The sequence below is a fragment of the Streptomyces sp. NBC_01591 genome, assembly GCF_035918155.1.
Lineage (GTDB): Bacteria > Actinomycetota > Actinomycetes > Streptomycetales > Streptomycetaceae > Streptomyces.
In genome coordinates this window covers 2,494,588-2,518,786 of sequence record NZ_CP109327.1, presented here as the reverse complement: position 1 = coordinate 2,518,786, position 24,199 = coordinate 2,494,588, and the positions used below count along the sequence as shown (strand labels likewise).

Below are 24,199 nucleotides of genomic sequence, written 5' to 3'. Positions count from 1 at the left end.
TCGGCAAGCAGTCTCCGTACAACCCGGGAGAGAAGCAGATGTCCGTATCGGACGAGACCACCACCGTGAGCGACGGCATCCTCCTGTCCGACGCCGCCGCAGCCAAGGTCAAGGGCCTGCTGGAGCAGGAAGGCCGTGACGACCTGGCGCTGCGCGTCGCCGTCCAGCCCGGCGGCTGCTCGGGCCTGCGCTACCAGCTCTTCTTCGACGAGCGTTCGCTCGACGGCGATGTCGTGAAGGACTTCGACGGCGTCAAGGTCGTCACCGACCGGATGAGTGCTCCGTACCTGGGTGGCGCCTCCATCGACTTCGTCGACACCATCGAGAAGCAGGGCTTCACGATCGACAACCCCAACGCCACGGGCTCCTGCGCCTGCGGCGACTCCTTCAGCTAAGCCTGAAGGCAGCTGAGCCCTGAAGGCGGCGCGTACGCCTGAGTGCGACGCGGAACGGCACAACGGCGGCGGCCCCGGAATCCGGGACCGCCGCCGTCGTCGTACCCGAGGGATCGGTGCTCAGGCGCGGGGCACGGCGCCGCCCGACACCGCGTCGACCACCGTCCGGTCGCCGAGCGGCGCGTCCAGCGTCACCGTCCGGGTCAGCTCCTTGGCGATCAGGATGCAGACCTTCTTCCCGGCCTGCTTCGCCTCCGTGATCTTCACGGTCACCTTGTCCTGGCTCTCGGTCGCGCTCGCGGTGTACGTACTGCACACGCCGCCCCAGAACGTCACCGACAGGGTCCGCCCGTCGGCGCTGTACGAGATCAGCTGCCGCTGGGACTTGTCCGCGTTCCCCGGGGGAGGCGTCGGGGCCGGTGTGGGTACGGTCGTCGCCGGTGCGTTCTTCGCCAGGTACGAGGGGGCCACGGCGACCTGCGACACCGTGGTGCCCAGACCGCCGACGGCCTGGCGCACCGAGAAGAGCCAGGACGGTACGAGCGTCTGCTTGCCCGCCACGTACTGCGCCGCCAGGCCGAACACCGCCTTGTCGACCGTCACGGTCGTCGTCGGCCGCTCCGCCCCCGTCCGCGTCCCGCAGTGGGCCTTCGGCGATTTCTGGCCCTCGTCCAGCGGTACGGGGGTGGCGCAGCCGCCGATGTCCGCACGCGCATGCGCACCGGGCATCGAACCGTTCAGCTGCTTCAGCGCCTCGGCCGCGCCGATCACCGGATAGCTGTCGCCCTTCTCCAGGCCCTTCAACTGCCCGCTGCCGCCGACCACTTCACCGTCCGGCCCCACCTGGATCCCGGTCGACCAGCCGTACGTGGGGAGGCCGTCCACCTTCGGGTTCGCGTTCACCACCCGTACGGAGCCCATGAGTTGGCGGGAATCCAGCGCGGCATCGTCCTGCCCCGCCGCCTTCAGTACCGGCACCGCGGCGGCCCTGGCCACGCTCTCGCTCACCGGGGAGCCGCTGCCGCCCGGAGCCGGGTTCTCTCCCGAACAGACCGCCTTCTTCTGGCAGTTGTCCGTACCGCCGGAGCCGTACCGGGTGAAGCTCCAGGTGCCCGGAGCCTGCTTGTTCACCCGCAGGACCGGACCCGAGCCGTCCCCGTCGGACCCCACCTTCCAGTATGTGCCCTCGGCCTGCGGCGTGCCCGCCAGGTTCAGCGCCTTCGCCAGCCGGGTCACCTCGGCCGCGGAGACCGTGCCCTCCGCGCGCTGCACCGCGGCCGTGCCCGGCCCCTCGGGCAGCTTGCCGGACGCGCGGTAGACCACCCGGCCGCCGTTCGGGTCGGGCTCGCCCGGTGCGATGCCCCGCGAGGGCCCCTCGGGCGCCGTAGGGGTGCCCGCCTGCCCGCCCAGGGCCAGCGGGGGAGGGGTGCGCTGCCCGCCGTCGTCCGCGCTGCCGCCGGACCTGCCGCCGCCGTCGGCCGCGGTCGCGGCCCAGTACGCACCGCCGCCACCGGCCAGCAGTACGGCTGCCGCCACCGAGGCCACGGCGAGCGGCGAACGCCGCCGGGGGCCGGTCACGTCGTTGTCGGGTCGCTCGGTGCTCACCGGATCGCTCCTTCGCCTGCATTGCCGTCACATGCCGTCGCCCGGCCTGTCGTCCGCCCCCGAACGGGGACAACGGTGGGACGGGGCAGCGGCGCGCACGGTTCCCTCGCGGGGATGCGGGGGATCAGATGCGATCGGTTCCGGTCTCGCCGCCCCTCAGTCGCCGTAGTCGGACATGGCGTCGATCAGCCGGGCGGAGGCGGCGGGCACCGTGACCCCGTGAATCCGGGACGGCGCGACCGGAACGGGGGCAGACTTCGGGTGGGCCGCCCAGTGCGGAGCCATCCGCGCGCAGTCACCGCGCAGCTCGGCCAGGCTCATCTCGGACTCGCGCGTGGCGATGTGGTTCGACATAACCGCACCGTAGGCACCACACGCCTCAGGAAGAAAGCCCTACTATCGGGTAGTTTTCCCCCCTTCAGGCGGGTCCGGGGAACCGGTAGCGTGAACTGTCACGCCGCCCCGGGAACACGGTCACCCGTTCCCCCCGATCTCCGCAGGAGCAGTCTCCCCGTGCGAATCGCAGTCACCGGCTCCATCGCCACCGATCACCTCATGACCTTCCCCGGCCGTTTCGCCGACCAGCTGGTCGCGGATCAGCTGCACACGGTCTCGCTCTCCTTCCTGGTCGACAACCTCGACGTGCGCCGGGGCGGTGTCGCCGCCAACATCTGCTTCGGTATGGGTCTGCTGGGTACGAAGCCGATCCTGGTCGGTGCCGCCGGCTCCGACTTCGACGAGTACCGCGCCTGGCTCGACCGCCACGGTGTCGACACCGGTTCGGTCCGGATCTCCGAGGTCCTGCACACCGCCCGCTTCGTCTGCACGACGGATGCCGACCACAACCAGATCGGCTCCTTCTACACCGGAGCGATGAGCGAGGCCCGGCTCATCGAGCTGAAGGCCGTAGCGGACCGTGTCGGCGGCCTCGACCTGGTCTCGATCGGCGCCGACGACCCCGAGGGGATGCTCCGCCACACCGAGGAGTGCCGCTCCCGCGGCATCCCGTTCGCCGCGGACTTCTCGCAGCAGATCGCGCGGATGGACGGCGACGAGATCCGGATCCTCCTCGACGGCGCCACGTACCTCTTCTCCAACGAGTACGAGAAGGGGCTCATCGAGTCCAAGACCGGCTGGACCGACGAGGAGATCCTGGCCAAGGTCGGCCACCGGGTCACCACCCTCGGCGCCCGCGGCGTCCGCATCGACCGCGCCGGCCAGGAGCCGATCGAGGTCGGCTGCCCGGAGGAGGAGACCAAGGCCGACCCGACCGGCGTCGGCGACGCCTTCCGGGCCGGTTTCCTCTCCGGTCTCGCCTGGGGCGTCGGCCTGGAGCGTGCCGCCCAGGTCGGCTGCATGCTAGCCACCCTGGTCATCGAGACGGTCGGCACCCAGGAGTACACCCTGCGCCGCACCCACTTCATGGACCGCTTCACCAAGGCGTACGGCCACGACGCCGCCGCCGAGGTCCGCGTCCACCTGGGCTGATCCGGCAGACGGGCTCAGACGAGCCGGCGGACCACATAGGCCGAGCCACGGTCCGCCGGCTCCTCGCCCACGTACTCCTGCTCGCGCATCGCGCACCAGGCCGGGATGTCCAGGCGCGCCGCCTCGTCGTCGGAGAGCACGGTCACCGTCCCGCCCCGCGGCACCTTCCCGATCACCTTCGCGAGCTCGATCACCGGGATCGGGCAGCGCTTCCCGAGGGCGTCGACCACCAGGGACGCGGCCGGGGCGGCCTCCCGGGGCTCCGGTACCGGCGCGCCCAGCCTCTCCCGTACCTCCGCCACCACCCGGGGCAGCACGTCCAGGAAACGGTCGACGTCCTCCTCGGCGGTGCCGTTCGGCAGGGACACCCGTACGTTCCCCTCCGAGAGCACCCCCATGGCCCTGAGCACATGGCTCGGCGTCAGCGTGCTGCTGGTGCAGGACGAACCGGACGATACGGAGAACCCCACCCGGTCCAGCTCGTGCAGCAGTGTCTCCCCGTCGACATAGAGACAGGAGAAGGTCACCAGATGCGGCAGCCGCCGCACCGGATCGCCGACCACCTCCACATCGGGCACCAGTTCCGGCACGGTGGCCCTGATGCGGTCCACCAGGGCCCGCAGCCGCACGGACTCGGCCGCGGCCTCGGCCCGCACCGCACGCAGCGACGCCGCCGCGGCGACGATCGCCGGAATGTTCTCGAACCCCGCCGCCCGCCCGGACTCCCGCTCGTCGGCCGGTCCTTGAGCGGCGAACCGCACCCCCTTGCGCACCGCCAGCAGCCCGACGCCGGAGGGCCCGCCCCACTTGTGGGCGCTGCCCACCAGCAGCGACCAGCCGTCCGGCACCGGCTCCCGGCCCAGCGACTGCGCGGCGTCCACCAGCAGGGGCACCCCCGCCGCCCGGCAGACCTCCGCGACACCGGCCACCGGCTGCTCGGTGCCGACCTCGTGATTGGCGGACTGCAGACAGGCCAGCGCGGTGTCCTCGCGCAGTACCTCCGCGTACGCCGCCGCGCTCACCGCCCCCGACCGGTCCACCGGGACCTCGGAGACCGCCCCGCCCTGCGCCTCATGGATGGCCGCCGAATGGAGCACCGACGAGTGTTCGACCGAGGAGACGACCAGATGGCGGCCGACACGCCGACGCCCCGCGAGAGCCCCGGAAATTCCCGAGTGAACCGCCAGGGTCCCCGAAGGAGTGAATGTGAGCTCGTCCGGGCGGCATCCGACGGCCTCGGCGGCGGCCTCCCGGGCGGCGTCCAGTAGTAGCCGGGCCCGCCGTCCCTCGCGGTGGAGCCTGGCCGGGTCGGCCCAGCCCTCGTCCAGCGCGGCAAGCAGCGCCTGGCGTGCGACGGGGTGCAGGGGGGCGGAGGATGCGGTGTCGAAGTAGGGCACGCGGCCACGCTAGCCCGAGCCGGGCCCGGGCCCGGGGAGGGGCCACCCGCAGGGCCGGGAGAGGGGCCGTCAGATGGCGGCCGGAGGCCCGTATTCCACCCCTTCGGGGAGTCGGACGGCGCGTTGGGCACCCTCCCCGCGCGACCCCAAATAGCGTCCAGTAGGGTTTGGTCCGCATAAACATCCAAACCCCTGCCCGCGTCAGGGCGGCGACCGACCAGAAAGACGGCCGCGCCGACCGCGCGGGCGAGACTCTCGGGAAGGCGCTACGTGAGTCCCAACGGCTCCGACCGCTCGTCGCGGCGCCCGATGCGGCGGAAGCTGCCGCAGGTGCTGACTGCGGGCCTGATCCTGGCGACCGCAACCGGTTGCACATACAAGGACTTCCCCCGCCTTGGTATGCCCACGCCGGTAACAGAAGAGGCACCACGGATCCTTTCCCTCTGGCAGGGCTCGTGGGCGGCAGCGCTCGCCACGGGCGTGCTGGTCTGGGGCCTGATCCTGTGGAGCGTCATCTTCCACCGGCGCAGCCGCACCAAGGTCGAGGTTCCTCCGCAGACCAGGTACAACATGCCCATCGAGGCGCTGTACACAGTGGTCCCTCTGATCATCGTCTCGGTGTTGTTCTACTTCACCGCGCGCGATGAATCGAAGCTCCTCTCGCTCTCCCCGAAGCCTGCCCACACCATCAACGTGGTCGGCTACCAGTGGAGCTGGGGCTTCAACTACATCGAGAACGTGGACGGCTCGCCCGCCACGGGCAATGAGATCCCCAAGGAGCTCGACGCCATCCCCGACCGGTTCCGGAAGGACTTCCCCAAGGGTGCAGAAGGCGTCTACGACTTCGGCGTCCCGGGAACGCGGAACCCGCAGAACGGCAACCCGGGTCCGACCCTGTGGCTGCCGAAGGGCGAGAAGGTCCGTTTCGTTCTGACTTCGCGTGACGTCATCCACTCCTTCTGGGTGGTGCCGTTCCTCATGAAGCAGGACGTCATTCCGGGCCACACCAACGCCTTCGAGGTGACTCCCAACCAGGAGGGCACCTTCATGGGCAAGTGCGCCGAGCTCTGCGGCGCCGACCACTCCCGGATGCTCTTCAACGTCAAGGTCGTCTCCCCGGAGCGCTACCAGGCGCACCTCGAGGAGCTGGCGAAGAAGGGCCAGACGGGCTACGTGCCGGCCGGCATCGAGCAGACTGACCCGGCCAGGAATGCGGAGACGAACAAACTGTGAGCATCCTCAACGAACCTCAGGGTGCCGCGGCAGCAGACGACTCGTACGAGGACGAGCTGCCGGTCCGGCGCAAGCAGCCGGGAAACGTCGTCATCAAGTGGCTGACCACCACTGACCACAAGACGATCGGCACGATGTACCTGGTCACATCGTTCGCGTTCTTCTGCATCGGCGGTCTGATGGCGCTCTTCATGCGCGCCGAACTGGCCCGTCCCGGCACGCAGATCATGTCGAACGAGCAGTTCAACCAGGCGTTCACGATGCACGGCACGATCATGCTGCTGATGTTCGCGACGCCGCTGTTCGCCGGATTCGCGAACTGGATCATGCCGCTGCAGATCGGCGCGCCCGACGTGGCGTTCCCGCGGCTGAACATGTTCGCGTACTGGCTGTACCTCTTCGGTTCCCTCATCGCGGTGGCCGGCTTCCTCACCCCGCAGGGTGCGGCGGACTTCGGCTGGTTCGCCTACTCCCCGCTCTCGGACGCCGTCCGGTCGCCGGGTATCGGCGCCGACATGTGGATCATGGGTCTGGCCTTCTCCGGCTTCGGCACGATCCTCGGTTCGGTCAACTTCATCACCACGATCATCTGCATGCGCGCGCCCGGCATGACGATGTTCCGCATGCCGATCTTCGTCTGGAACGTCCTGCTGACCGGTGTGCTGGTCCTGCTGGCCTTCCCGGTCCTCGCCGCGGCGCTCTTCGCGCTGGAGGCGGACCGTAAATTCGGTGCGCATATCTTCGACGCGGCCAATGGCGGCGCATTGCTTTGGCAACACCTCTTCTGGTTCTTCGGCCATCCAGAGGTGTACATCATTGCCCTGCCATTCTTCGGAATCATTTCCGAAGTGATTCCGGTGTTCAGCCGGAAGCCGATGTTCGGCTACATCGGCCTGATCAGCGCGACGATCGCCATCGCCGGTCTCTCCGTGACCGTGTGGGCGCACCACATGTACGTCACGGGCGGTGTGCTGTTGCCGTTCTTCTCGTTCATGACATTCCTCATCGCGGTACCGACCGGTGTGAAGTTCTTCAACTGGATCGGCACGATGTGGAAGGGATCGTTGTCCTTCGAGACACCGATGCTCTGGGCCGTCGGCTTCCTGATCACCTTCACCTTCGGTGGTCTGACCGGCGTGATCCTGGCATCGCCTCCGATGGACTTCCACGTCTCGGACTCGTACTTCGTCGTCGCGCACTTCCACTACGTCATCTTCGGCACCGTGGTCTTCGCGATGTTCTCCGGATTCCACTTCTGGTGGCCGAAGTTCACCGGCAAGATGCTGGACGAGCGGCTCGGCAAGATCACGTTCTGGACGCTGTTCGTGGGCTTCCACGGCACGTTCCTGGTGCAGCACTGGCTCGGTGCCGAGGGCATGCCGCGTCGTTACGCGGACTACCTCGCCGCGGACGGCTTCACCGCGCTGAACACGATCTCGACGATCTCCTCGTTCCTGCTCGGCCTGTCGATGCTGCCGTTCTTCTACAACGTGTGGAAGACCGCCAAGTACGGCAAGAAGATCGAGGTCGACGACCCGTGGGGCTACGGCCGTTCGCTGGAGTGGGCGACCTCCTGCCCGCCGCCGCGGCACAACTTCCTCACCCTGCCGCGGATCCGTTCCGAATCCCCGGCCTTCGACCTGCATCACCCGGAGATCTCGGCGCTCGAGCAGTTGGAGCACCACTCCGAGGATGACAAGGCCCTCGCTGGTGGCAAGGAGGCCGGCAAGTGAAGATCCAGGGCAAGATGTTCATCTGGCTGAGCGTCTTCATGCTCGCCATGGCCGTCACGTACGGCGTGTGGTCGAAGGAGCCGGCCGGTACCACCGCGCTCGTCCTGGGCTTCGGTCTGAGCATGATGATCGGCTTCTACCTGGCCTTCACGGCCCGGCGGGTCGACGCCATGGCGCAGGACAACAAGGAAGCCGATGTCGCGGACGAGGCCGGCGAGGTGGGGTTCTTCTCCCCGCACAGCTGGCAGCCGCTCTCGCTGGCGGTCGGCGGTGCCCTCGCCTTCATGGGAGTCATCTTCGGCTGGTGGCTGCTCTACTTCTCGGCCCCGGTCATCCTGATCGGTCTGTTCGGCTGGGTCTTCGAGTACTACCGCGGCGAGAACCGCACCCAGTGACATAGCGTCACCGCTCCACCTGATGGGGGGCCCGCACTTCTCCACCTGGAGAAGCGCGGGTCCCCCGTTCGCAGTCACCCCGCGCGCTGAAACGGATGAATCTTCTTAGCGTGGGTGCATGAACCACACGCCGCGCATCCGCCCCGTAGTGAGCTCCACTCTGCTGGTCGTGACCCTGGTCGCAGGTGTGACCGCCTGTGGCGGGTCCGAGGGCCATCCGCTGGCGGAGAAGCCGTACGACGCCGCGGACGAGATCACCGCCAACGCATCCGACGGCGACGAGAAGGTCGACCCCGGCAAGCCGCTGGAGGTCACCGTCGACGGCGACGAAGGCCGGATCACGGACGTGTCGGCCGTCGACACGACCGGCCGCCATCTGGCGGGTGAGCTCGACGCCGACGGGAAGCGGTGGCACTCCACCGTCCCGCTCGCCGCCGGCACCCGGTACACCGTCCGGGTCGGCGTGGAGGACGACGACGGGGCTCCGGGCAGCCGTACGCTCTCCTTCGGGACCACCTCGGCCAAGAAGTTCCTTAAGGTCGCCTTCGGCCCTCAGGCGGGCACCTACGGCGTCGGACAGCCCATCACGGCGGAACTCAGCGCTCCGGTCAAGGACAAGGCGTCCAGGGCCAACGTCGAGCGCGCCCTGCGGGTCCGCTCGACACCCGCCGTGTCCGGTTCCTGGTACTGGGTCGACGACAAGACCCTGCACTACCGCCCCAGGGACTACTGGCCCGCCAGGGCCACCATCGACGTCACCAGCGGCCTGGCGGGCATCAAGGTCACCGACACCCTCTACGGCGCCCCCACGAAGGCGTTGCGGCTCACCACGGGCGACCGCATCGAGGCCATCACGAACGCCGCGGCGCACTCGATGACGGTCAAGCGCGACGGGAAAGTGATCAAGACCATTCCGGTGACCACCGGCAAGCCCGGCTTCTCCACCCGAAACGGCGTCAAGGTCGTGCTGGGCAAGGAATACCGCGTACGTATGCGCGGGGAGACGATCGGCATCGCGGAGGGCTCCTCCGACTCGTACGACCTGCAGGTCTACTACGCGACGCGCGTCACCTGGAGCGGCGAGTACGTGCACGCGGCCCCCTGGTCCACCGGCTCGCAGGGGTACGCGAACGTCAGTCACGGCTGTACGGGCATGAGCACCGGCCAGGCCCAGTGGTTCTTCAACACCGTGCGTCAGGGCGACATCGTCACGGTCGTGGGCAGCCAGGGCGAGACGATGACGCCGTTCGACAACGGCTTCGGCGACTGGAACCTGTCCTGGGCCAAATGGCTGAAGGGCAGCGCCCTGCAGAAGAACACCACCCCGGACCGTACGGACACGATCCAGGCGGCGCGACTGCGCCCCGAGGTCTGACCGGCCCGGGGAGTGCGCTGCCCCTCGAAGGGACCGCGGACGAATCCGCGGCGGGCCTCAGGCGCTCACGCAGTCCCTGCTGCGCAGCAGGGCGGCCAGGGCGTCCGCGAACTCGACCGGTTCGACCGGCAGGGTCACCGCGGCGTCCGCGCGGCTCCAGGTGGCCAGCCAGGCGTCCTGCGGGCGCCCGATCAGCAGCAGCACCGGCGGGCACCGGAAGACCTCGTCCTTGATCTGCCGGCAGACGCCCATGCCGCCCGCGGGCGCCGTCTCGCCGTCCAGCACGCAGACATCGACGCCGCCGCGGTCCAGCGCCTCCAGGACGGCGGGCAGGGTGGCGCATTCCAGGAATTCCACCGGTGGCACATCGGCCGCGGGCCTGCGCCCGGCTGCCAGCCTCACCTGCTCACGGGTGTTGGCGTCGTCGCTGTAGACCAGGACCGTGGCGGTCGGCTGCATTGTTCCTCCGTGACATCTGTGTCTTCGGGGCTTTCCGGGCATGAACCGATGCGCGGATCGTACTCCGCCCGACAGCCTGTCAGTACTGCTTGGGGCCGTCGTTCCATGGGCCGTTCGGGGAGGACACACCCGGCTGACACACCGAACGGCACCCCCCGGGGTGAGGGCGGGATAAGCGACCGACATAATGTCGGTCGTGGCGACAGCAACGACAGTAGAAACCGGGCACGCGCACCCGTCGGTCAATCGACCGAACCTCACCAGCGTCGGAACCATCATTTGGCTGAGTTCCGAGCTGATGTTCTTCGCGGCCCTCTTCGCGATGTACTTCACCCTGCGATCGGTGACGGGACCGGATCACTGGAAGGAGATGGCCGAGCACCTGAACTTCCCGTTCTCGGCGACGAACACCACGATCCTGGTGCTCTCCTCACTCACCTGCCAGCTCGGCGTCTTCGCCGCGGAGCGGGGTGATGTGAAGAAGCTCCGCACCTGGTTCATTATCACTTTCGTGATGGGCTCGATCTTCATCGGAGGCCAGGTCCTCGAGTACACCGAGCTGGTCAAGGAAGCGGGTCTCTCGCTGTCCTCCGACCCGTACGGCTCGGTGTTCTACCTGACCACCGGCTTCCACGGTCTGCACGTGACAGGCGGTCTCATCGCCTTCCTGCTCGTTCTGGGCAGGACGTACGCAGCCAAGAGGTTCACCCACGAACAGGCGACCGCCGCCATCGTCGTGTCCTATTACTGGCACTTCGTCGATGTCGTGTGGATCGGCCTCTTCGCCACGATCTACATGATCAAGTAACCGGGTTCGAACCCGAACCACATCCAGCATCGACGCAGAAGATCCTGACACCGGGGTAATCCGTGAAAAAGCTCTCCGCACGACGACGCCATCCGTTGGCGGCGGTCGTCGTACTACTCCTCGCGCTGGCGGCCACTGGGGGGCTGTACGCCGCGTTTGCGCCCGCGAGTAAGGCGCAGGCCGACGAAACCGCCCAGTCCCTCGCCATCGAAGAGGGCAAGAAGCTGTACTCCGTCGGTTGCGCCAGCTGCCACGGAACCGGCGGTCAGGGCACCACCGACGGGCCGAGCCTGGTCGGCGTGGGCTCCGCCGCCGTTGACTTCCAGGTCGGTACGGGCCGTATGCCGGCGCAGCAGCCGGGCGCCCAGGTACCGAAGAAGAAGGTCATCTACAACCAGGCGCAGATCGACCAGCTCGCGGCGTACGTCGCGTCGCTCGGCGCCGGTCCGGTCATTCCGACCAAGAAGCAGGTCGACCCCGCGGGTGCGGACATCGCCAGGGGTGGCGACCTGTTCCGTAACAACTGCGCGCAGTGCCACAACTTCACCGGTGAGGGCGGCGCGCTGTCGAACGGCAAGTACGCGCCCAGCCTTGAAGGCGTGGACCCGAAGCACGTCTACGAGGCCATGCAGACCGGCCCGCAGAGCATGCCGTCCTTCCCGGACACGACGATGCCCGAGCAGCAGAAGCGGGACATCATCGCGTACGTCCAGACCGTGAACAGCGCCCAGGCGGAGAACCCGGGTGGTCTGAAGCTGGGTGGCCTGGGGCCGGTCAGCGAGGGTCTGTTCGCCTGGATCTTCGGGCTCGGCGCACTGATCGCAGTTGCCATTTGGGTCGCGGCCCACACCGCTAAGGCCAAGAAGTCATGAGTAGCCAAGAGATTCCAGACGAGAACCTGCCCGCTGAGCAGGAACCCGCGCACGGCGCGGTAAAGGTCGCGGACGACCCGTTCGCCGACCCGGGGCTGCCGGCCCACAAGCCGCGCATCCAGGACATCGACGAACGGGCCGCGAAGCGCTCCGAGCGCGCCGTCGCGTTCATGTTCACGCTGTCCATGCTGGCGACGATCGGCTTCATCGCCTCGTACGTCATCTTCCCGGTCGACAAGATCGTGTACATCTGGCCCTTCGGCCACGTGAGCGCGCTCAACTTCTCCCTGGGTCTGACCCTGGGCGTGGCCCTCTTCACGATCGGCGCCGGCGCCGTCCACTGGGCGCGCACGCTGATGTCCGACGTGGAGGTCGCCGACGACCGGCACGCCATCGAGGCCGAGCCCGAGGTCAAGGCGAAGGTCATGGCGGACTTCGCGGCGGGTGCCGAGGAGTCCGCGTTCGGACGGCGCAAGCTGATCCGCAACACCATGTTCGGCGCGCTGGCCCTGGTGCCGCTCTCCGGCGTGGTGCTGCTGCGCGACCTCGGTCCGCTGCCGGAGAAGAAGCTCCGTACCACCCTGTGGGCCAGGGGCAAGCAGCTCATCAACATGAACACCATGGAGCCGCTGCGTCCCGAGGACGTCGCCGTCGGTTCGCTGACCTTCGCCATGCCCGAGGGCCTGGAGGAGGACGCTCACGACTTCCAGAACCAGATCGCCAAGGCCGCACTGATGATCATCCGCATCGAGCCGGACGACATCAAGGACAAGCGCGAGCGCGAGTGGGCCCACGAGGGAATCGTGGCCTTCTCCAAGATCTGCACCCACGTCGGCTGCCCGATCAGCCTGTACGAGCAGCAGACGCACCACGTGCTCTGCCCGTGCCACCAGTCCACCTTCGACCTCTCCGACGGCGCCCGCGTCATCTTCGGTCCGGCCGGTCACGCCCTTCCGCAGCTGCGGATCGGTGTGAACGCCGAGGGCAACCTCGAAGCGCTCGGTGACTTCGAAGAGCCCGTCGGTCCTGCATTCTGGGAGCGCGGATGAGTACTGCGACCACGAACACATCTGGTGCTGCCGCACCGGGCAATCGCAAGGCGCCCGCCGGTGAGCGGGTGGCCGACTGGGCGGACGGCCGGCTCGGGATCTACTCCCTGGCCAAGGCCAACATGCGCAAGATCTTCCCGGACCACTGGTCCTTCATGCTCGGGGAGATCGCGCTCTACAGCTTCATCATCATCATCCTCACGGGTGTGTATCTGACGCTGTTCTTCGAACCGAGCATGGGCGAGGTCGTGTACCACGGCTCGTACGAGCCGATGCAGGGCATCCGGATGTCGCAGGCCTACGCCTCGACGCTGGACATCAGCTTCGACGTCCGCGGTGGTCTGCTGGTTCGCCAGATCCACCACTGGGCCGCGCTGATCTTCCTGGCCGGCATGTTCGTGCACATGATGCGCGTCTTCTTCACGGGGGCGTTCCGCAAGCCGCGTGAGATCAACTGGCTGTTCGGCTTCCTGCTGTTCGTGCTGGGTATGTTCACCGGCTTCACCGGCTACTCGCTCCCGGACGACCTGCTGTCCGGTACGGGTGTCCGCTTCACCCAGGGCGCGATCCTGTCGACGCCGATCGTCGGCACGTACCTCTCGATGTTCCTGTTCGGCGGAGAGTTCCCCGGTCACGACTTCGTCGCCCGGTTCTACTCGATCCACATCCTGCTGCTGCCGGGCATCATGCTCGGTCTGCTGGTGGCGCACCTGATCCTGGTCTTCTACCACAAGCACACGCAGTTCGCGGGTCCCGGCCGCACCAACAAGAACGTCGTCGGCATGCCGCTGCTGCCGGTGTACATGGCGAAGGCCGGTGGCTTCTTCTTCCTGGTCTTCGGCATCATCGCCATCATCGCGGCGATCGCCACGATCAACCCGATCTGGAACATCGGCCCGTACCGCCCGGACCAGGTGTCCACCGGCGCCCAGCCCGACTGGTACATGGGCTTCGCCGAGGGTCTGATCCGAGTGATGCCCGGCTGGGAGATCAACCTCTGGGGTCACACGCTCGTCCTGGGTGTGTTCATCCCGCTGATGGCCTTCGGACTGGTGCTCGGGATCATCGCCGTCTACCCGTTCGTCGAGTCCTGGATCACCGGGGACAAGCGCGAGCACCACATCCTGGACCGCCCGCGCAACGCCCCGACCCGGACGGCCTTCGGCGTCGCCTGGATCACCGAGTACGTCGTCGTCTTCATCGGCGGTGCCAACGACCTGTGGGCCACGCACTTCCACCTGTCGCTGAACGCCATCTCCTGGTTCGTCCGGATCTTCATCTTCGTCGGCCCGGTCATCGCGTTCGTCGCCACCCGGCGGATCTGCCTCGGCCTCCAGCGCCGCGACAAGGAGAAGGTGCTGCACGGGCGCGAGTCCGGCATCATCAAGCGCCTGCCGCACGGTGAGTTCGTCGAGATCCACGAGCCGCTCGGCCCCGAGCAGCTGCACACGCTCACCGCGCACGAGCAGTACAAGCCGGTCGAGATCGGCCCGACGGTCGACGAGAACGGTGTCGAGCGCAAGGTGTCTCTCCTGCAGAAGCTGCGGGCCCGGCTCAGCAAGGGCTACTTCGGCGAGAACAACCAGATCGCCAAGCCCACCGTCGAGGAGTACAAGGAGATCACCAGCGGCCACGGTCACCACTGATCGCCTGAACTGATCGCCACAGCAGGAGCCCCGTCCATTCGATGGACGGGGCTCTTTGCTGCCCCTGGCGCTCGATAGGGTGGAGGTGATCCCTTTTACCGGCTGTGGACCCAGGAGCGGACCATGAACGTTGTGACCCCGATCGGCGGCGACAGCGTGGCGGACCGTTCCTGGCCCGGTGTGCTGAACCCCCTGATGCGCGGCGAGAACCTCACCGCCGACGACACCGCGTGGGCGATGGACCGCATCATGAGCGGTGACGCGTCCGATGTGCAGATCGCCGGATTCGCGGTGGCCCTGCGTGCCAAGGGCGAGACGATCGACGAGGTGTCCGGCCTGGTACGGGCGATGTACGAGCACGCCAACACCATCCACGTGCCCGGTCGTACGGTCGACATCGTCGGCACCGGCGGCGACCTCGCCAAGACGGTCAACATCTCCACCATGTCGGCGGTCGTCATCGCCGGCACCGGCGCCAAGGTCGTCAAGCACGGCAACCGCGCCTCCTCGTCGGCGAGCGGTTCCTCCGACGTGCTGGAGAAGCTCGGCGTCAACCTGGACCTCAGCGCGCAGCGGGTCGTCGAGGTCGCCGAGGAGGCGGGCATCACCTTCTGCTTCGCGGTGAAGTTCCACCCCGCACTGCGTTACGTCGCCAGGGCCCGCAAGGAGCTCGGCACGCCGACGACGTTCAACATTCTGGGGCCGCTCACCAACCCGGCCAGGGTGCGTTCCCAGGCCGTCGGTGTCGCCGACCTGAAGATGGCGCCGATCGTCGCCGGTGTCCTTGCCGAGCGCGGCAATTCGGCGCTGGTCTTCCGCGGCGACGACGGCCTGGACGAGCTGACGACGACCGCGACCTCGCGGGTCTGGGTGGTCCGGGACGGAACGGTGCGCGAGGAGGCGTTCGACCCGCGCGACGTCGGCCTGGAGCTGGTGCCCGTGCAGGCCCTGCGCGGTGCGGACGCCTCGTACAACGCCGACGTGGCCCGGCGCGTGCTGGCCGGTGAGCGGGGGCCCGCCCGGGAAGCCGTGCTGCTCAACTCGGCGGCGGCCCTGGCGGCTCTCGACCCGACGGACGACACGCTGAACGAGCAGCTCGCGGCCGGGATCGCGAAGGCCGCCGAGTCCATCGACTCGGGGGCGGCGGCACGCGCGCTGGAGCGCTGGGTGGCGGTCAGCAACGCCTGAACGGGCGGAAATGTGGCGCAGGGGCGCAGTCCGGATCCTGGACTGCGCCTTGCGCGTTTTCGTACGTATGGCAAGATGCTGGGCAGGTCATGAGTGACAGCGACTACGGCCCCGGCCCGCTGTCCGGCAACCCTCCGTCCGTGGCGGGGTGCCCCGGGTGAAGACCAGGCCGTAGGCAGCGAGGTCTGCGGCAAGCGCGGGCCCCTCGGCATCTGTGAATGCCAACCCCCGGGGTCCTGGTCCCTAGGGAGTCTCTTGTGAGCACGCGAATGCGATAGGGCCTTCGGCCCTCTTCCGCACACCCTCTTTCTCTTTCCGCTGCGCTGCCGCGTATCCGCCGGCGCATGCGTTTCGCCTGCCTCTTACGGGAGTTCGCCATGTCTGTCTTCACCGCTGCCGCCGACCAGTCGCTTTGTGCCCCTCTGTCGGTTCTGGGCAGGGATGTGACGGTTCCGCTGGTCACGGGTGGTGAGGTCACCTACGCCGCTCTCGACTACGCCGCCAGCGCCCCCGCGCTGCAGCGTGTCTGGGACGACGTCGCCGCGTACGCCCCGTACTACGGCAGCGTCCACCGCGGGGCCGGCTACCTCTCGCAGCTCTCCACGGACCTCTTCGAGAACAGCCGCGCGACCGTCGCGGAGTTCCTCGGCTGCCGCGCCGACGACCAGGTGATCTTCACCCGCTCGACCACCGACTCGCTGAACCTGCTGGCCGCGGTCGTCCCGGCCGACTGCCAGGTTTTCGTCTACGAGACCGAGCACCACGCCTCGCTGCTGCCGTGGCGCGACGCCCGGGTGACCTACCTGAACGCCCCGCGCACCCCCGCCCAGGCCGTCGAGACGCTGGAGCGGGCGCTCGCCGACCGCGAGCCCTACGGCCCCGCGCTGGTCTGCGTCACCGGCGCCTCCAACGTCACCGGCGAACTGTGGCCGGTGAAGGAGCTGGCCGCCGCCGCGCACGCGCACGGTGCCCGGATCGTGCTGGACGCCGCGCAGCTCGCCCCGCACCACCCCGTCGACATCGCCGAGCTGGACGTCGACTGGGTCGCCTTCTCCGGACACAAGCTGTACGCGCCCTTCGGCTCGGGCGTCCTCGCCGGCCGGGCCGACTGGCTGCAGCGGGCCGAGCCCTACCTCGCGGGCGGCGGCGCCTCGCGCAAGGTCGCCCGCCGCACCGACGGCGGCGTGGACGTCGAGTGGCACTCCACCGCTGCCCGCCACGAGGCCGGCTCCCCCAACGTCATCGGCGTGTACTCCATCGCCTCCGCCTGCAAGGCGCTCACCGAGGCGGGCTTCGACAACCTGGTCGCCCGGGAGCAGCACCTCGTGGGCGCGGTCCGGGCGGGCCTCGCCGAGGTTCCCGAGGTCAAGGTGCTCTCGCTGTTCGGCGACGACGCCCCGCGGGTCGGCGTCATCTCCTTCGTGGTGGAGGGCTGGAACAGCTCGCACTTCGCCGCCGCGCTCTCCGCCGAGTACGGCATCGGGGTCCGCGACGGACTCTTCTGCGCCCACCCGCTGGTCCGCACCCTGCTGGGCAGCGACCCGCAGGAGGTCGGCGAGTGCGGCGCGCCCGAGGCCGAGCCGGGCGAGTTCCCCCAGTCTCGAACAGGCTCGACCGGGGGGACCCCCCTGCTCAACGCGATCCGGGTGAGCTTCGGCGCCGGTACGCCGGACGAGCACATCGAGCGTTTCGTCCGTGCGGTCAAGGAGCTCGTGAGCAAGGGCGCCCAGTGGAAGTACCGCACCGAGGACGGCCGCTGCGTCCCGGACCGGGGTGCGGCGCAGCTCTGACGGCACACAGCACTTCGGCGGGGGACGGGCAGCCTGTGGGCCCGTCCCCCGCCGAAGTGCTGCGCGGTGGTGAAGTGCGTACTCAAGCGTCGAGGCCGATGGCGAAGGCGGCCTCCAGGTCGTGCTGCGAGTAGGTACGGAACGCCACATGCGTGTCGGTGGCCTCGACGCCCGGGATCTTGCTGATCCGGCCGGGGATGACATCGGCGAGATCGTCGTGCCTGGGCACCCGGACCATGGCGATCAGGTCGTACGTACCGGTGACCGAGAAGACCTCGCTGACACTGTCCAGCGCGGCGATGGCCTCGGCGATCTCGGGAATCCGGTCCACGCTGGTTTTGATGAGCACGATCGCGGTGATCAAGGCTGGCTTTCTCCCTCGGTGGCCGTGGCTGGTGCCTTCACTCTATCCGTACGCCGGTAACGCCCCCAGGCGTAGAGGAAGCCGAGGGCGAAGCCCACCACATGGGCCAGATAGGCGACGCCCGGCCCCCCGCTGCCCGCGCCCTGGACCGCCAGCCACTGCAGGACGAACCAGAAGACCAGCACGATCCAGGCGGGGAAGCGCAGCGGCAGGAAGAAGAGGAACGGGAACAGGCTGGTGACCCGGGCCCTGGGGAACAGGTACAGGAACGCCCCGAGCACCGCCGAGATCGCCCCGGACGCGCCCACCAGCGTCTGGTCGGACGTGGCGTGCGCGGCCGCGTAGGCGACCAGGGCGAGGTAGCCGGAGATCACGTAGAAGAAGGTGAACCCGACCCGGCCCATGCGCTCCTCGGTCATCGCCCCGAACACGTACAGGAAGAGCACGTTGCCGAGCAGATGCAGCCAGCTGCCGTGCACGAAGAGGGCGGTGAGCGGGGTGAGCAGGGCGTGTGCGGAGCCGTCCCACAGCTCACTCGGGATCACGCCCCAGCGCTCGAAGTACCCGGCCTGGGCGGCGAGCAGGGCGTCGGCGGTTCCGGGGACCGGGTTGAAGCCGGACAGCGGGCTGATCACGAAGACCAGGGAGCAGGCCGTGATCAGGGCGTGGGTCACCAGTGGCCCACCCGAGGTGACCGTCCGTAGCAGTCCGCCGGTCAGCCTGCCGGTCACAGCTCGCCGATCGATCATGAACAGAGCATGACGCAAGCGGAGGGAACGGGACAGACCGCCTCGCCGTGTCGGGCGGACGCGGTGAGGCCGTAGGGTTACGGAAGGACATCCGCAGTTCGACGGCGCACCGCGAGATCCTTGAAGCAAGGCAGCACGAGGCTCGACGAAAGAGGACGCAACGATGACGACGGTTCCCCAGCCGACCGACGGGACTCGCTGGCGCTGCACGCTCTGCGGAAATCTCACGCGCTTCGACGTGACGCGCTCCTCGAAGGTCGTCGAGTATGTCCATCTCGACCTGGCCGGTGAGTCCAGCGTCGAGGAACGCGAGGTGGTCAGTGAGACCATCGAGTCGGTGCGCTGCCGTTGGTGCAACGCGGTGGACCAGATCGAACTGGTGGACAGGCCGGGTGCCGACTCCTGACGGAGCCGCGCCCACAGACATTTGGGGTGACGGATGGTGGAGCAGCCCGATAGCGGCGCCGAGTCGGCCGAGGCGGCCGACGACGCCGTCGAGGCGCTCGACCGCCCCCTGCCCGAAGGCGTACGGCGGCGGGTCGTCGCGCTGGTGTCGGACGCCTTCGGCGGCCTGACGGTCACCGAACTCCCGGCCCAGCTGCGCCAGTACGCCCGTTTCACCCCGACCCGGCGTGCCAAGTTCGCCGGGAACGCGATGGCCGCCGCCCTGGAGGGCGACGCGCTGTTCCGGCAGCGCATCGGCGAGCGGCTCAAGGAGGGCCAGCCGGAGCTGGCCGACGCCCTGGAGGCCGGTGCGCCGCCTGCCGCCGCCGACCCCGTCGACGTGGCCGCGGCGGCCTATGTGCTGCGCCCGCCGGGCTGGGTGAAGCTGGTCGCCGCCGCCGGTGAGGAGGCCCAGCGCGCGGACGCCGAGCGCGCCGACGAGGAGAGCCGTCGCGAACTGGAGCGGCTGCGCGAGGAACTCGTCCGGGCCCGCTCGCAGACGAAGAGCGAGACGGAGCGGCTGCGCGGCGAGCTGGACGCGGCCCGCAAGGAAGCCGAATCCCTTCAGCGCAAGCTGCGCAGCGCCGTCAACGAGGTCAAGCGCGGCGAGGCGGCGTTGCGCCGCAGCCGGGCCGAGGCCGACGTCGCGCGGTCCGAGGCCGCCGCCCAGGTCTCCGCGGCCGAGAGCGAGAGCCGCCGGCTCAAGGCACGGCTCGGCGAGGCCGAGGCGTCCGTCGAGGCGGGCCGCCGGGCCGCCAGGGAGGGCCGCTCGGTCGAGGACATGCGGCTGCGGCTGCTGCTGGACACGGTGCTCGACGCGGCGAGCGGGCTCCGTCGCGAACTGGCCCTGCCGCCCTCCTCGATCCGCCCCGCGGACAGTGTCGACGCGGTCGAGCCGGGCCGGATGTCGCCCAAGGACATTGCCGCCAGGGCCCTTTCGGAGACCGACCCGGCCCTGCTCGACCAGTTGCTCGCGCTGCCGCAGGCCCATCTGATCGTCGACGGCTACAACGTCACCAAGACCGGCTATCCGCAACTGCCGCTGGAGAAGCAGCGGCTGCGGCTGCTGGGCGGGCTCTCGGTGCTCGCCGCGCAGACCGGTGCCGAGATGACCTGCGTCTTCGACGGGGCCGAACTGGCCGCCCCGGTGCTGCTCGCGCCACCGCGCGGGGTCCGGGTGCTGTTCAGCAAGCCCGGTGTGACCGCCGACGAGCTCATCCGTCAGCTGGCGCGCGCCGAACCTCCGGGCAGGCCCGTCGTGGTGGTCTCCACCGACCGTGAAGTCGCCGACGGAGTGGCGAAGGCGGGCGCCAGGCCCGTTGCGTCCGTCTTGCTCCTGAAGCGCCTTTCGCGCGTCTAGTGGTACTTGCCGGGTCTCGGTGGAAATCAGGGAACGGACTGTCAAGTCGCCGCTACACCCCGTGTGTCGTGGGTAAAGAAGTGCAGCCTGTGATGAGATTTTTCTGGTGAGGATTTGAACTGATCACAAGTTGGTCACTAGGGTCGGGCCTCGAACCTTCGCACGGTTGATCACCCATCCGGGGTGGCTGTGAAGGCACCGCCGAGTCCGTGACATGCACGGAGCCGGGGATTCGAATCCCCCACAGCCCGGTAGGCGGCTCGAGGAAGAAGGAGCTCGCCTCCGTGGCGTCCCACCGTCGTCCCAAGCAGCCGAGCCGCGCCCGTGTGACCGTGCTCACCGCGACCGCCGCCGCGGCCGTGGCCCTGACCTCCCAGGCGGCCCACGCCGACCCGAAGCCCTCCAAGGGCGAAGTCAAGTCCGAGGTCGAGAAGCTCAGTCACGAGGCCGGCGAGGCCAACGAGAAGTACTACGGCGCCAAGGAGAAGCAGCAGAAGCTGGAGAAGGAAGTCGGCGCGCTGCAGGACAAGGTGGCCCGCGGCCAGCAGGAGATCAACACGCTCCGCAACGGCCTCGGTTCGCTCGCCGCCGCTCAGTACCGCTCCGGTGGCATCGACCCGTCGGTGCAGCTCTTCCTCTCGTCCAACCCGGACACCTTCCTCGACGAGGCCTCGGCCCTCGACCAGTTGACGGCCAAGCAGACCGAGACCCTGGGGAAGATCCAGGAGAAGCAGCGGGTCCTCGCGCAGCAGCGCAAGGAGGCCCAGGACAAGCTCGGTGACCTCGCGGATGTACGCAAGACGCTCGGCGAGAAGAAGAAGGACCTCCAGGCCAAGCTGGGCAAGGCGCAGCGCCTGCTCAACTCGATGACCGAAGCCGAGCGCGCGAAGATGCGCGAGGACCAGCAGCGCGCCAGCCGCTCCGCGGGCGACCGGGTCGACCTGGGCAACGAGCTCCCCGCCTCCGCCTGGGGTGCCGCCGCCCTCAACGCCGCCAAGACCCAGGTGGGCAAGCCGTACGGCCGCGGCGGCACCGGCCCCGGATCCTTCGACTGCTCCGGGCTGACCCAGTGGGCCTACGCCCAGGCCAACGTCCAGATCTCCCGGGTCACGTACACCCAGATCAACGACGGTGTCCACATCGGGCGCAGCGCGCTGAAGCCGGGCGACCTGGTCTTCTTCAACAACACCTCGCACGTGGGGCTCTATGCGGGCAACAACACCCTCCTGCACGCCCCGTACCCGGGCACGTTCGTCCGCTTCGAGTCGATGGACACCATCGGCAGCTTCCAGTTCGGCGTGCGCGTCGGCTGACGGCGCCCGAACGGGCGAATTCCCACGCCCGCACGGACAGTCCGCCCCGCCGGAGACCACAGGTCACCGGCGGGGTGTCGTCGTTTCCGCCACCCTTCCGTCCGGCGCGGCCGCTGGTCGCTCCGTAACCGTCCGACTACTGTCTGCCTGCTGTGCAGCTCTCGGTCGTCGGTCCGCCCGCCCCGGGCGGCAGGGGCTGCGCGCGTCTGCGTACAGCGGAAGGGAGTGCGGCGTCCTGTGGTGTCCCATCGCCGTTCCACACAGTCCGGCCTCAACCTCGGCGTCCGGGCCACCGTTCTGTCGGCCGCCGCGGCGACCGCGGCCGCCACCCTCGGGGCGGCCACCGCGAACGCCGACCCGCAGGACGCGCCCCGGACCGCCAAGGCCCGCATCGACCGGTTGTACACCGAGGCCGAGCGGGCCACCGAGCAGTACAACAAGGCCGGGGAGAACGCCGGTCGGCTGCGCGGCGAGGTCGACCGGGCCCAGGACCGGGCGGCCCGCGGCCAGGAACGGGTCAACCGGATGCGTACGGAGCTCGGTTCGGCGGCGAGCGCGCAGTACCGCTCCGGCGGCATCGACCCCGCGCTCGCCCTGCTGCTCTCCTCCGACCCGGACAACTATCTCGACCGGGCGGCCGTACTGGAGCGCCTGACCGGCCTTCAGGCCACCGAGCTGCGGGAACTCCAGCAGGTCCAGCGCGGGCTCGTGCAGACCCGTGCGGAGGCGGCCCGCGCGCTGGCCGAACTGGAGCGCAACCGGGCGTCCGCCACCCGTCACAAACGGACCGTCGAGCGCAAGCTCGCCGAGGCCAGGAAGCTACTGGACGCGCTGCCCGGCGCCGACCGGGCGGAGTTCGAGCGGGCCTCGCGCTCCGGCCGCGACGGCGCGTACCCGGCCCTGGCCGATCTGCCGGCCGGCTCCGCACGCGCGGCGGCCGCCGTCATGGCGGTCCACCAGGCACTGGGCCGCCCGTACATCTGGGGGGCCAACGGGCCGGCCGGATTCGACTGCTCCGGGCTGATGCAGTGGGCGTACGCCCAGGCCGGGGTCAGCCTGCCGCGGACCTCGCAGGCCCAGCGGTACGCGGGACACATGGTGCCGCTCTCCGAGGCCCGCCCCGGCGACCTGGTCGCCTACCGCGCGGACGCCGGCCACATCGCGATGTACGTCGGTAACGGCCAGGTGATCCACGCCCCGTACCCCGGGGCTCCGGTGCGCTACGACCCCGTCGGCATGATGCCCGTCTCGTCGGTCACCCGCGTCTGACCGTACCCTCGATCGGGTGACCGACAGGCGGGGACGGAACGGAGGGCGGCGCGCGGCGGGAGCGCTGCTCGCCGGGCTGCTGCTCGCCTCCGGCTGCGCGGCCCCCGACGACGGTGCCGCCCCGGACGCGACCGCCCGCGCCGTCCGCGCCACGCTGGACCGCCGGGCCGCCGCCGTGCTGGACCACGACACGGACGCCTATCTGGCCACGACCGACCCCGGGGCCACCGGGCTGCGCACGGCCCAGCGCCGGGAACTCGCCAACCTCGCGGACATACCGCTGAGTTCATGGACGTACCGGCTGCACGAGGTGATCGCGCGGGGCTCCGACCGGGCCACCGCTGACGTCGAGCTGCGCTACCGGATCAAGGGCTACGACGCCGCCCCGGTCACCGCGGACCGGGTGCTCGACCTGAGACGGGACCGGACGGACGGCCGCTGGTACGTCGTCGGGGACCGGGCGGACGACGGGGACGCCGCCCGGCAGCTCTGGCAGCAGGGCGACGTGCGGGTGATGCACGGGAAGCACAGTCTCGTGCTCGGCGTCGGCCGCACGGACCAGGAGCTGCGCGCGATCGCCCGGACCGCCGACCGCGCGGTGCCCGCCGTGTCCGACGCCTGGCCGGAACGCTGGGCGGGGCGCGTGGTGGTGCTCGTGCCGCGGACGGTGCGGGACATGGCGGAGCTGCTGGGGTCCACGGCGGACTACCGGGGCATCGCCGCAGTCACCACAGGGCAGACGGGCGGCGCGGGCCGGACCCCCGCGGACCGGGTGATCGTCAACCCGCAGGCGTACGGCACGCTCGGCACCTTCGGGCAGCGGATCGTCCTCACCCACGAGACCACCCATGTCGCCACCCGTACCCGCACCTCCGCCGCGACCCCGACCTGGCTCTCCGAGGGCTTCGCGGACTGGGCGGCCTACCGCTCCGAGGACCGCACCCCCGCACGGATCGCGCCCGAACTCGCGGACGCCGTCCGGCGCGGCGACCTGCCGGCCGGTCTCCCCACGGACGAGGACTTCGGCTTCGCGGGCGACCCCGCACGCCTGGCAAGGGCGTACGAGGGCGGCTGGGCGGCCTGCGAGCTGATCGCCGACCACTGGGGCGAGAAGAAGCTGCTCGCCTTCTACCGGGCCGTCGGAGGGCACTCGGGACGCGACGGAGCGGTGGAGCAGGCCATGCACGAGGTGCTCGACACGACTCCGCAGGACTTCACCGTGCTCTGGCGGGAGCATCTGCGTTCCGTACTCGGCTGAGCACGCGCA

Annotated in this window: 23 protein-coding genes and 1 riboswitch; of the genes, 17 read left to right on the top strand and 6 right to left on the bottom strand. The window is 69.4% G+C overall.

Annotation, left to right across the window (positions count from 1 at the left end; genetic code table 11):
• Nucleotides 1-38 precede the first annotated feature (38 nt).
• A complete protein-coding gene (locus tag OG978_RS11745; RefSeq protein ID WP_030933606.1) occupies nt 39-395 on the top strand; it encodes a HesB/IscA family protein in 357 nt (118 codons plus the stop codon).
• A 120-nt stretch (nt 396-515) separates the two neighbouring features.
• Here OG978_RS11745 and OG978_RS11740 read toward each other — a convergent pair whose 3' ends face one another.
• Both OG978_RS11740 and OG978_RS11735 read right to left on the bottom strand, forming a co-directional pair.
• Nucleotides 516-2,000, bottom strand: a complete 1,485-nt coding sequence (locus OG978_RS11740; protein WP_326765155.1) for a hypothetical protein — start codon at nt 1,998-2,000, stop codon at nt 516-518.
• A gap of 156 nt (nt 2,001-2,156) precedes the next feature.
• Nucleotides 2,157-2,354 carry a hypothetical protein gene (locus OG978_RS11735; protein ID WP_326765154.1) on the bottom strand — a complete coding sequence of 66 codons (198 nt, stop codon included), beginning with the start codon at nt 2,352-2,354 and terminating at the stop codon, nt 2,157-2,159.
• A 159-nt stretch (nt 2,355-2,513) separates the two neighbouring features.
• Between OG978_RS11735 and OG978_RS11730 the strand changes: the two genes are divergently transcribed.
• A complete protein-coding gene (locus tag OG978_RS11730; RefSeq protein WP_326765153.1) occupies nt 2,514-3,488 on the top strand; it encodes a carbohydrate kinase family protein in 975 nt (324 codons plus the stop codon).
• Nucleotides 3,489-3,502: 14 nt separating this feature from the next.
• Here the strand turns inward: OG978_RS11730 and OG978_RS11725 are convergent, their stop codons facing one another.
• Nucleotides 3,503-4,885 carry a cysteine desulfurase/sulfurtransferase TusA family protein gene (locus OG978_RS11725; RefSeq protein ID WP_326765152.1) on the bottom strand — a complete coding sequence of 461 codons (1,383 nt, stop codon included), beginning with the start codon at nt 4,883-4,885 and terminating at the stop codon, nt 3,503-3,505.
• 270 nt (nt 4,886-5,155) lie between these two features.
• Here OG978_RS11725 and ctaC point away from each other — a divergent pair, with 270 nt between their 5' ends.
• From ctaC to OG978_RS11705, 4 genes are all read left to right on the top strand, one after another.
• Complete coding sequence (ctaC, locus tag OG978_RS11720; RefSeq protein ID WP_326765151.1) at nt 5,156-6,118, top strand: aa3-type cytochrome oxidase subunit II; 963 nt, start codon at nt 5,156-5,158, stop codon at nt 6,116-6,118.
• Nucleotides 6,115-7,851 (top strand): aa3-type cytochrome oxidase subunit I, encoded by a 1,737-nt coding sequence (gene ctaD / locus OG978_RS11715; RefSeq protein WP_326765150.1) that lies wholly within the window; start codon nt 6,115-6,117, stop codon nt 7,849-7,851. The genes ctaC and ctaD overlap by 4 nt, the downstream gene beginning before the upstream one ends.
• Nucleotides 7,848-8,246 (top strand): cytochrome c oxidase subunit 4, encoded by a 399-nt coding sequence (locus OG978_RS11710; RefSeq protein ID WP_326765149.1) that lies wholly within the window; start codon nt 7,848-7,850, stop codon nt 8,244-8,246. Before ctaD ends, OG978_RS11710 begins: the two co-directional genes overlap by 4 nt.
• 118 nt (nt 8,247-8,364) lie before the next feature.
• Nucleotides 8,365-9,621 (top strand): L,D-transpeptidase, encoded by a 1,257-nt coding sequence (locus OG978_RS11705; RefSeq protein WP_326765148.1) that lies wholly within the window; start codon nt 8,365-8,367, stop codon nt 9,619-9,621.
• Nucleotides 9,622-9,678: 57 nt separating this feature from the next.
• On the opposite strand, the gene OG978_RS11700 is transcribed toward OG978_RS11705, so the two are convergent.
• Entirely contained in the window at nt 9,679-10,080 is a 402-nt protein-coding gene (locus tag OG978_RS11700; protein ID WP_326765147.1) for a hypothetical protein, read from the bottom strand.
• Nucleotides 10,081-10,267: 187 nt separating this feature from the next.
• Between OG978_RS11700 and ctaE the strand changes: the two genes are divergently transcribed.
• The 6 genes from ctaE (at nt 10,268) to OG978_RS11670 (ending at nt 17,433) form a co-directional block, all read left to right on the top strand.
• Nucleotides 10,268-10,888 carry an aa3-type cytochrome oxidase subunit III gene (ctaE, locus tag OG978_RS11695; RefSeq protein WP_072483270.1) on the top strand — a complete coding sequence of 207 codons (621 nt, stop codon included), beginning with the start codon at nt 10,268-10,270 and terminating at the stop codon, nt 10,886-10,888.
• Between the two features lie 62 nt (nt 10,889-10,950).
• Nucleotides 10,951-11,760 carry a cytochrome bc1 complex diheme cytochrome c subunit gene (gene qcrC / locus OG978_RS11690; protein ID WP_326765146.1) on the top strand — a complete coding sequence of 270 codons (810 nt, stop codon included), beginning with the start codon at nt 10,951-10,953 and terminating at the stop codon, nt 11,758-11,760.
• On the top strand, nt 11,757-12,809 hold the full coding sequence (qcrA, locus tag OG978_RS11685; RefSeq protein WP_326765145.1) for a cytochrome bc1 complex Rieske iron-sulfur subunit: 1,053 nt from the start codon (nt 11,757-11,759) through the stop codon (nt 12,807-12,809). The genes qcrC and qcrA overlap by 4 nt, the downstream gene beginning before the upstream one ends.
• Entirely contained in the window at nt 12,806-14,455 is a 1,650-nt protein-coding gene (qcrB, locus tag OG978_RS11680) for a cytochrome bc1 complex cytochrome b subunit (RefSeq protein WP_326765144.1), read from the top strand. Before qcrA ends, qcrB begins: the two co-directional genes overlap by 4 nt.
• Before the next feature lie 123 nt (nt 14,456-14,578).
• Nucleotides 14,579-15,643: an anthranilate phosphoribosyltransferase gene (gene trpD, locus OG978_RS11675; RefSeq protein WP_326765143.1), complete on the top strand. Its 1,065-nt coding sequence runs from the start codon at nt 14,579-14,581 to the stop codon at nt 15,641-15,643.
• 85 nt (nt 15,644-15,728) lie between these two features.
• Nucleotides 15,729-15,846: riboswitch (SAM riboswitch) on the top strand.
• A 174-nt stretch (nt 15,847-16,020) separates the two neighbouring features.
• Nucleotides 16,021-17,433, top strand: a complete 1,413-nt coding sequence (locus OG978_RS11670; RefSeq protein ID WP_326765142.1) for an aminotransferase class V-fold PLP-dependent enzyme — start codon at nt 16,021-16,023, stop codon at nt 17,431-17,433.
• A gap of 82 nt (nt 17,434-17,515) precedes the next feature.
• Here OG978_RS11670 and OG978_RS11665 read toward each other — a convergent pair whose 3' ends face one another.
• Together OG978_RS11665 and OG978_RS11660 are read right to left on the bottom strand one after the other, a co-directional pair.
• Entirely contained in the window at nt 17,516-17,797 is a 282-nt protein-coding gene (locus tag OG978_RS11665) for an Lrp/AsnC family transcriptional regulator (RefSeq protein WP_326765141.1), read from the bottom strand.
• Entirely contained in the window at nt 17,794-18,546 is a 753-nt protein-coding gene (locus OG978_RS11660; RefSeq protein WP_326765140.1) for a rhomboid family intramembrane serine protease, read from the bottom strand. The genes OG978_RS11665 and OG978_RS11660 overlap by 4 nt, the downstream gene beginning before the upstream one ends.
• Before the next feature lie 163 nt (nt 18,547-18,709).
• On the opposite strand from OG978_RS11660, the gene OG978_RS11655 reads away from it, so the two are divergent.
• From OG978_RS11655 to OG978_RS11635, 5 genes are all read left to right on the top strand, one after another.
• Nucleotides 18,710-18,952: a hypothetical protein gene (locus tag OG978_RS11655; protein WP_014156692.1), complete on the top strand. Its 243-nt coding sequence runs from the start codon at nt 18,710-18,712 to the stop codon at nt 18,950-18,952.
• Nucleotides 18,953-18,988: 36 nt separating this feature from the next.
• A complete protein-coding gene (locus OG978_RS11650; protein ID WP_326770000.1) occupies nt 18,989-20,350 on the top strand; it encodes an NYN domain-containing protein in 1,362 nt (453 codons plus the stop codon).
• 284 nt (nt 20,351-20,634) lie between these two features.
• Nucleotides 20,635-21,663 (top strand): C40 family peptidase, encoded by a 1,029-nt coding sequence (locus OG978_RS11645; RefSeq protein WP_326765139.1) that lies wholly within the window; start codon nt 20,635-20,637, stop codon nt 21,661-21,663.
• Nucleotides 21,664-21,900: 237 nt separating this feature from the next.
• Nucleotides 21,901-22,932 (top strand): C40 family peptidase, encoded by a 1,032-nt coding sequence (locus OG978_RS11640; protein WP_326765138.1) that lies wholly within the window; start codon nt 21,901-21,903, stop codon nt 22,930-22,932.
• A gap of 16 nt (nt 22,933-22,948) precedes the next feature.
• A complete protein-coding gene (locus tag OG978_RS11635) occupies nt 22,949-24,190 on the top strand; it encodes a hypothetical protein (RefSeq protein WP_326765137.1) in 1,242 nt (413 codons plus the stop codon).
• The last annotated feature ends 9 nt before the right edge of the window (nt 24,191-24,199 follow it).

Coding starts and splice junctions, on each gene's coding strand:
- OG978_RS11745 (WP_030933606.1), top strand. CDS start 39: ATGTCCGTATCGGACGAGACCACCACCGTGAGCGACGGCATCCTCCTG.
- OG978_RS11735 (WP_326765154.1), bottom strand. CDS start 2,354: ATGTCGAACCACATCGCCACGCGCGAGTCCGAGATGAGCCTGGCCGAG.
- OG978_RS11705 (WP_326765148.1), top strand. CDS start 8,365: ATGAACCACACGCCGCGCATCCGCCCCGTAGTGAGCTCCACTCTGCTG.
- OG978_RS11700 (WP_326765147.1), bottom strand. CDS start 10,080: ATGCAGCCGACCGCCACGGTCCTGGTCTACAGCGACGACGCCAACACC.
- ctaE (WP_072483270.1), top strand. CDS start 10,268: ATGTCGGTCGTGGCGACAGCAACGACAGTAGAAACCGGGCACGCGCAC.
- qcrA (WP_326765145.1), top strand. CDS start 11,757: ATGAGTAGCCAAGAGATTCCAGACGAGAACCTGCCCGCTGAGCAGGAA.
- qcrB (WP_326765144.1), top strand. CDS start 12,806: ATGAGTACTGCGACCACGAACACATCTGGTGCTGCCGCACCGGGCAAT.
- trpD (WP_326765143.1), top strand. CDS start 14,579: ATGAACGTTGTGACCCCGATCGGCGGCGACAGCGTGGCGGACCGTTCC.
- OG978_RS11670 (WP_326765142.1), top strand. CDS start 16,021: ATGTCTGTCTTCACCGCTGCCGCCGACCAGTCGCTTTGTGCCCCTCTG.
- OG978_RS11660 (WP_326765140.1), bottom strand. CDS start 18,546: ATGATCGATCGGCGAGCTGTGACCGGCAGGCTGACCGGCGGACTGCTA.
- OG978_RS11655 (WP_014156692.1), top strand. CDS start 18,710: ATGACGACGGTTCCCCAGCCGACCGACGGGACTCGCTGGCGCTGCACG.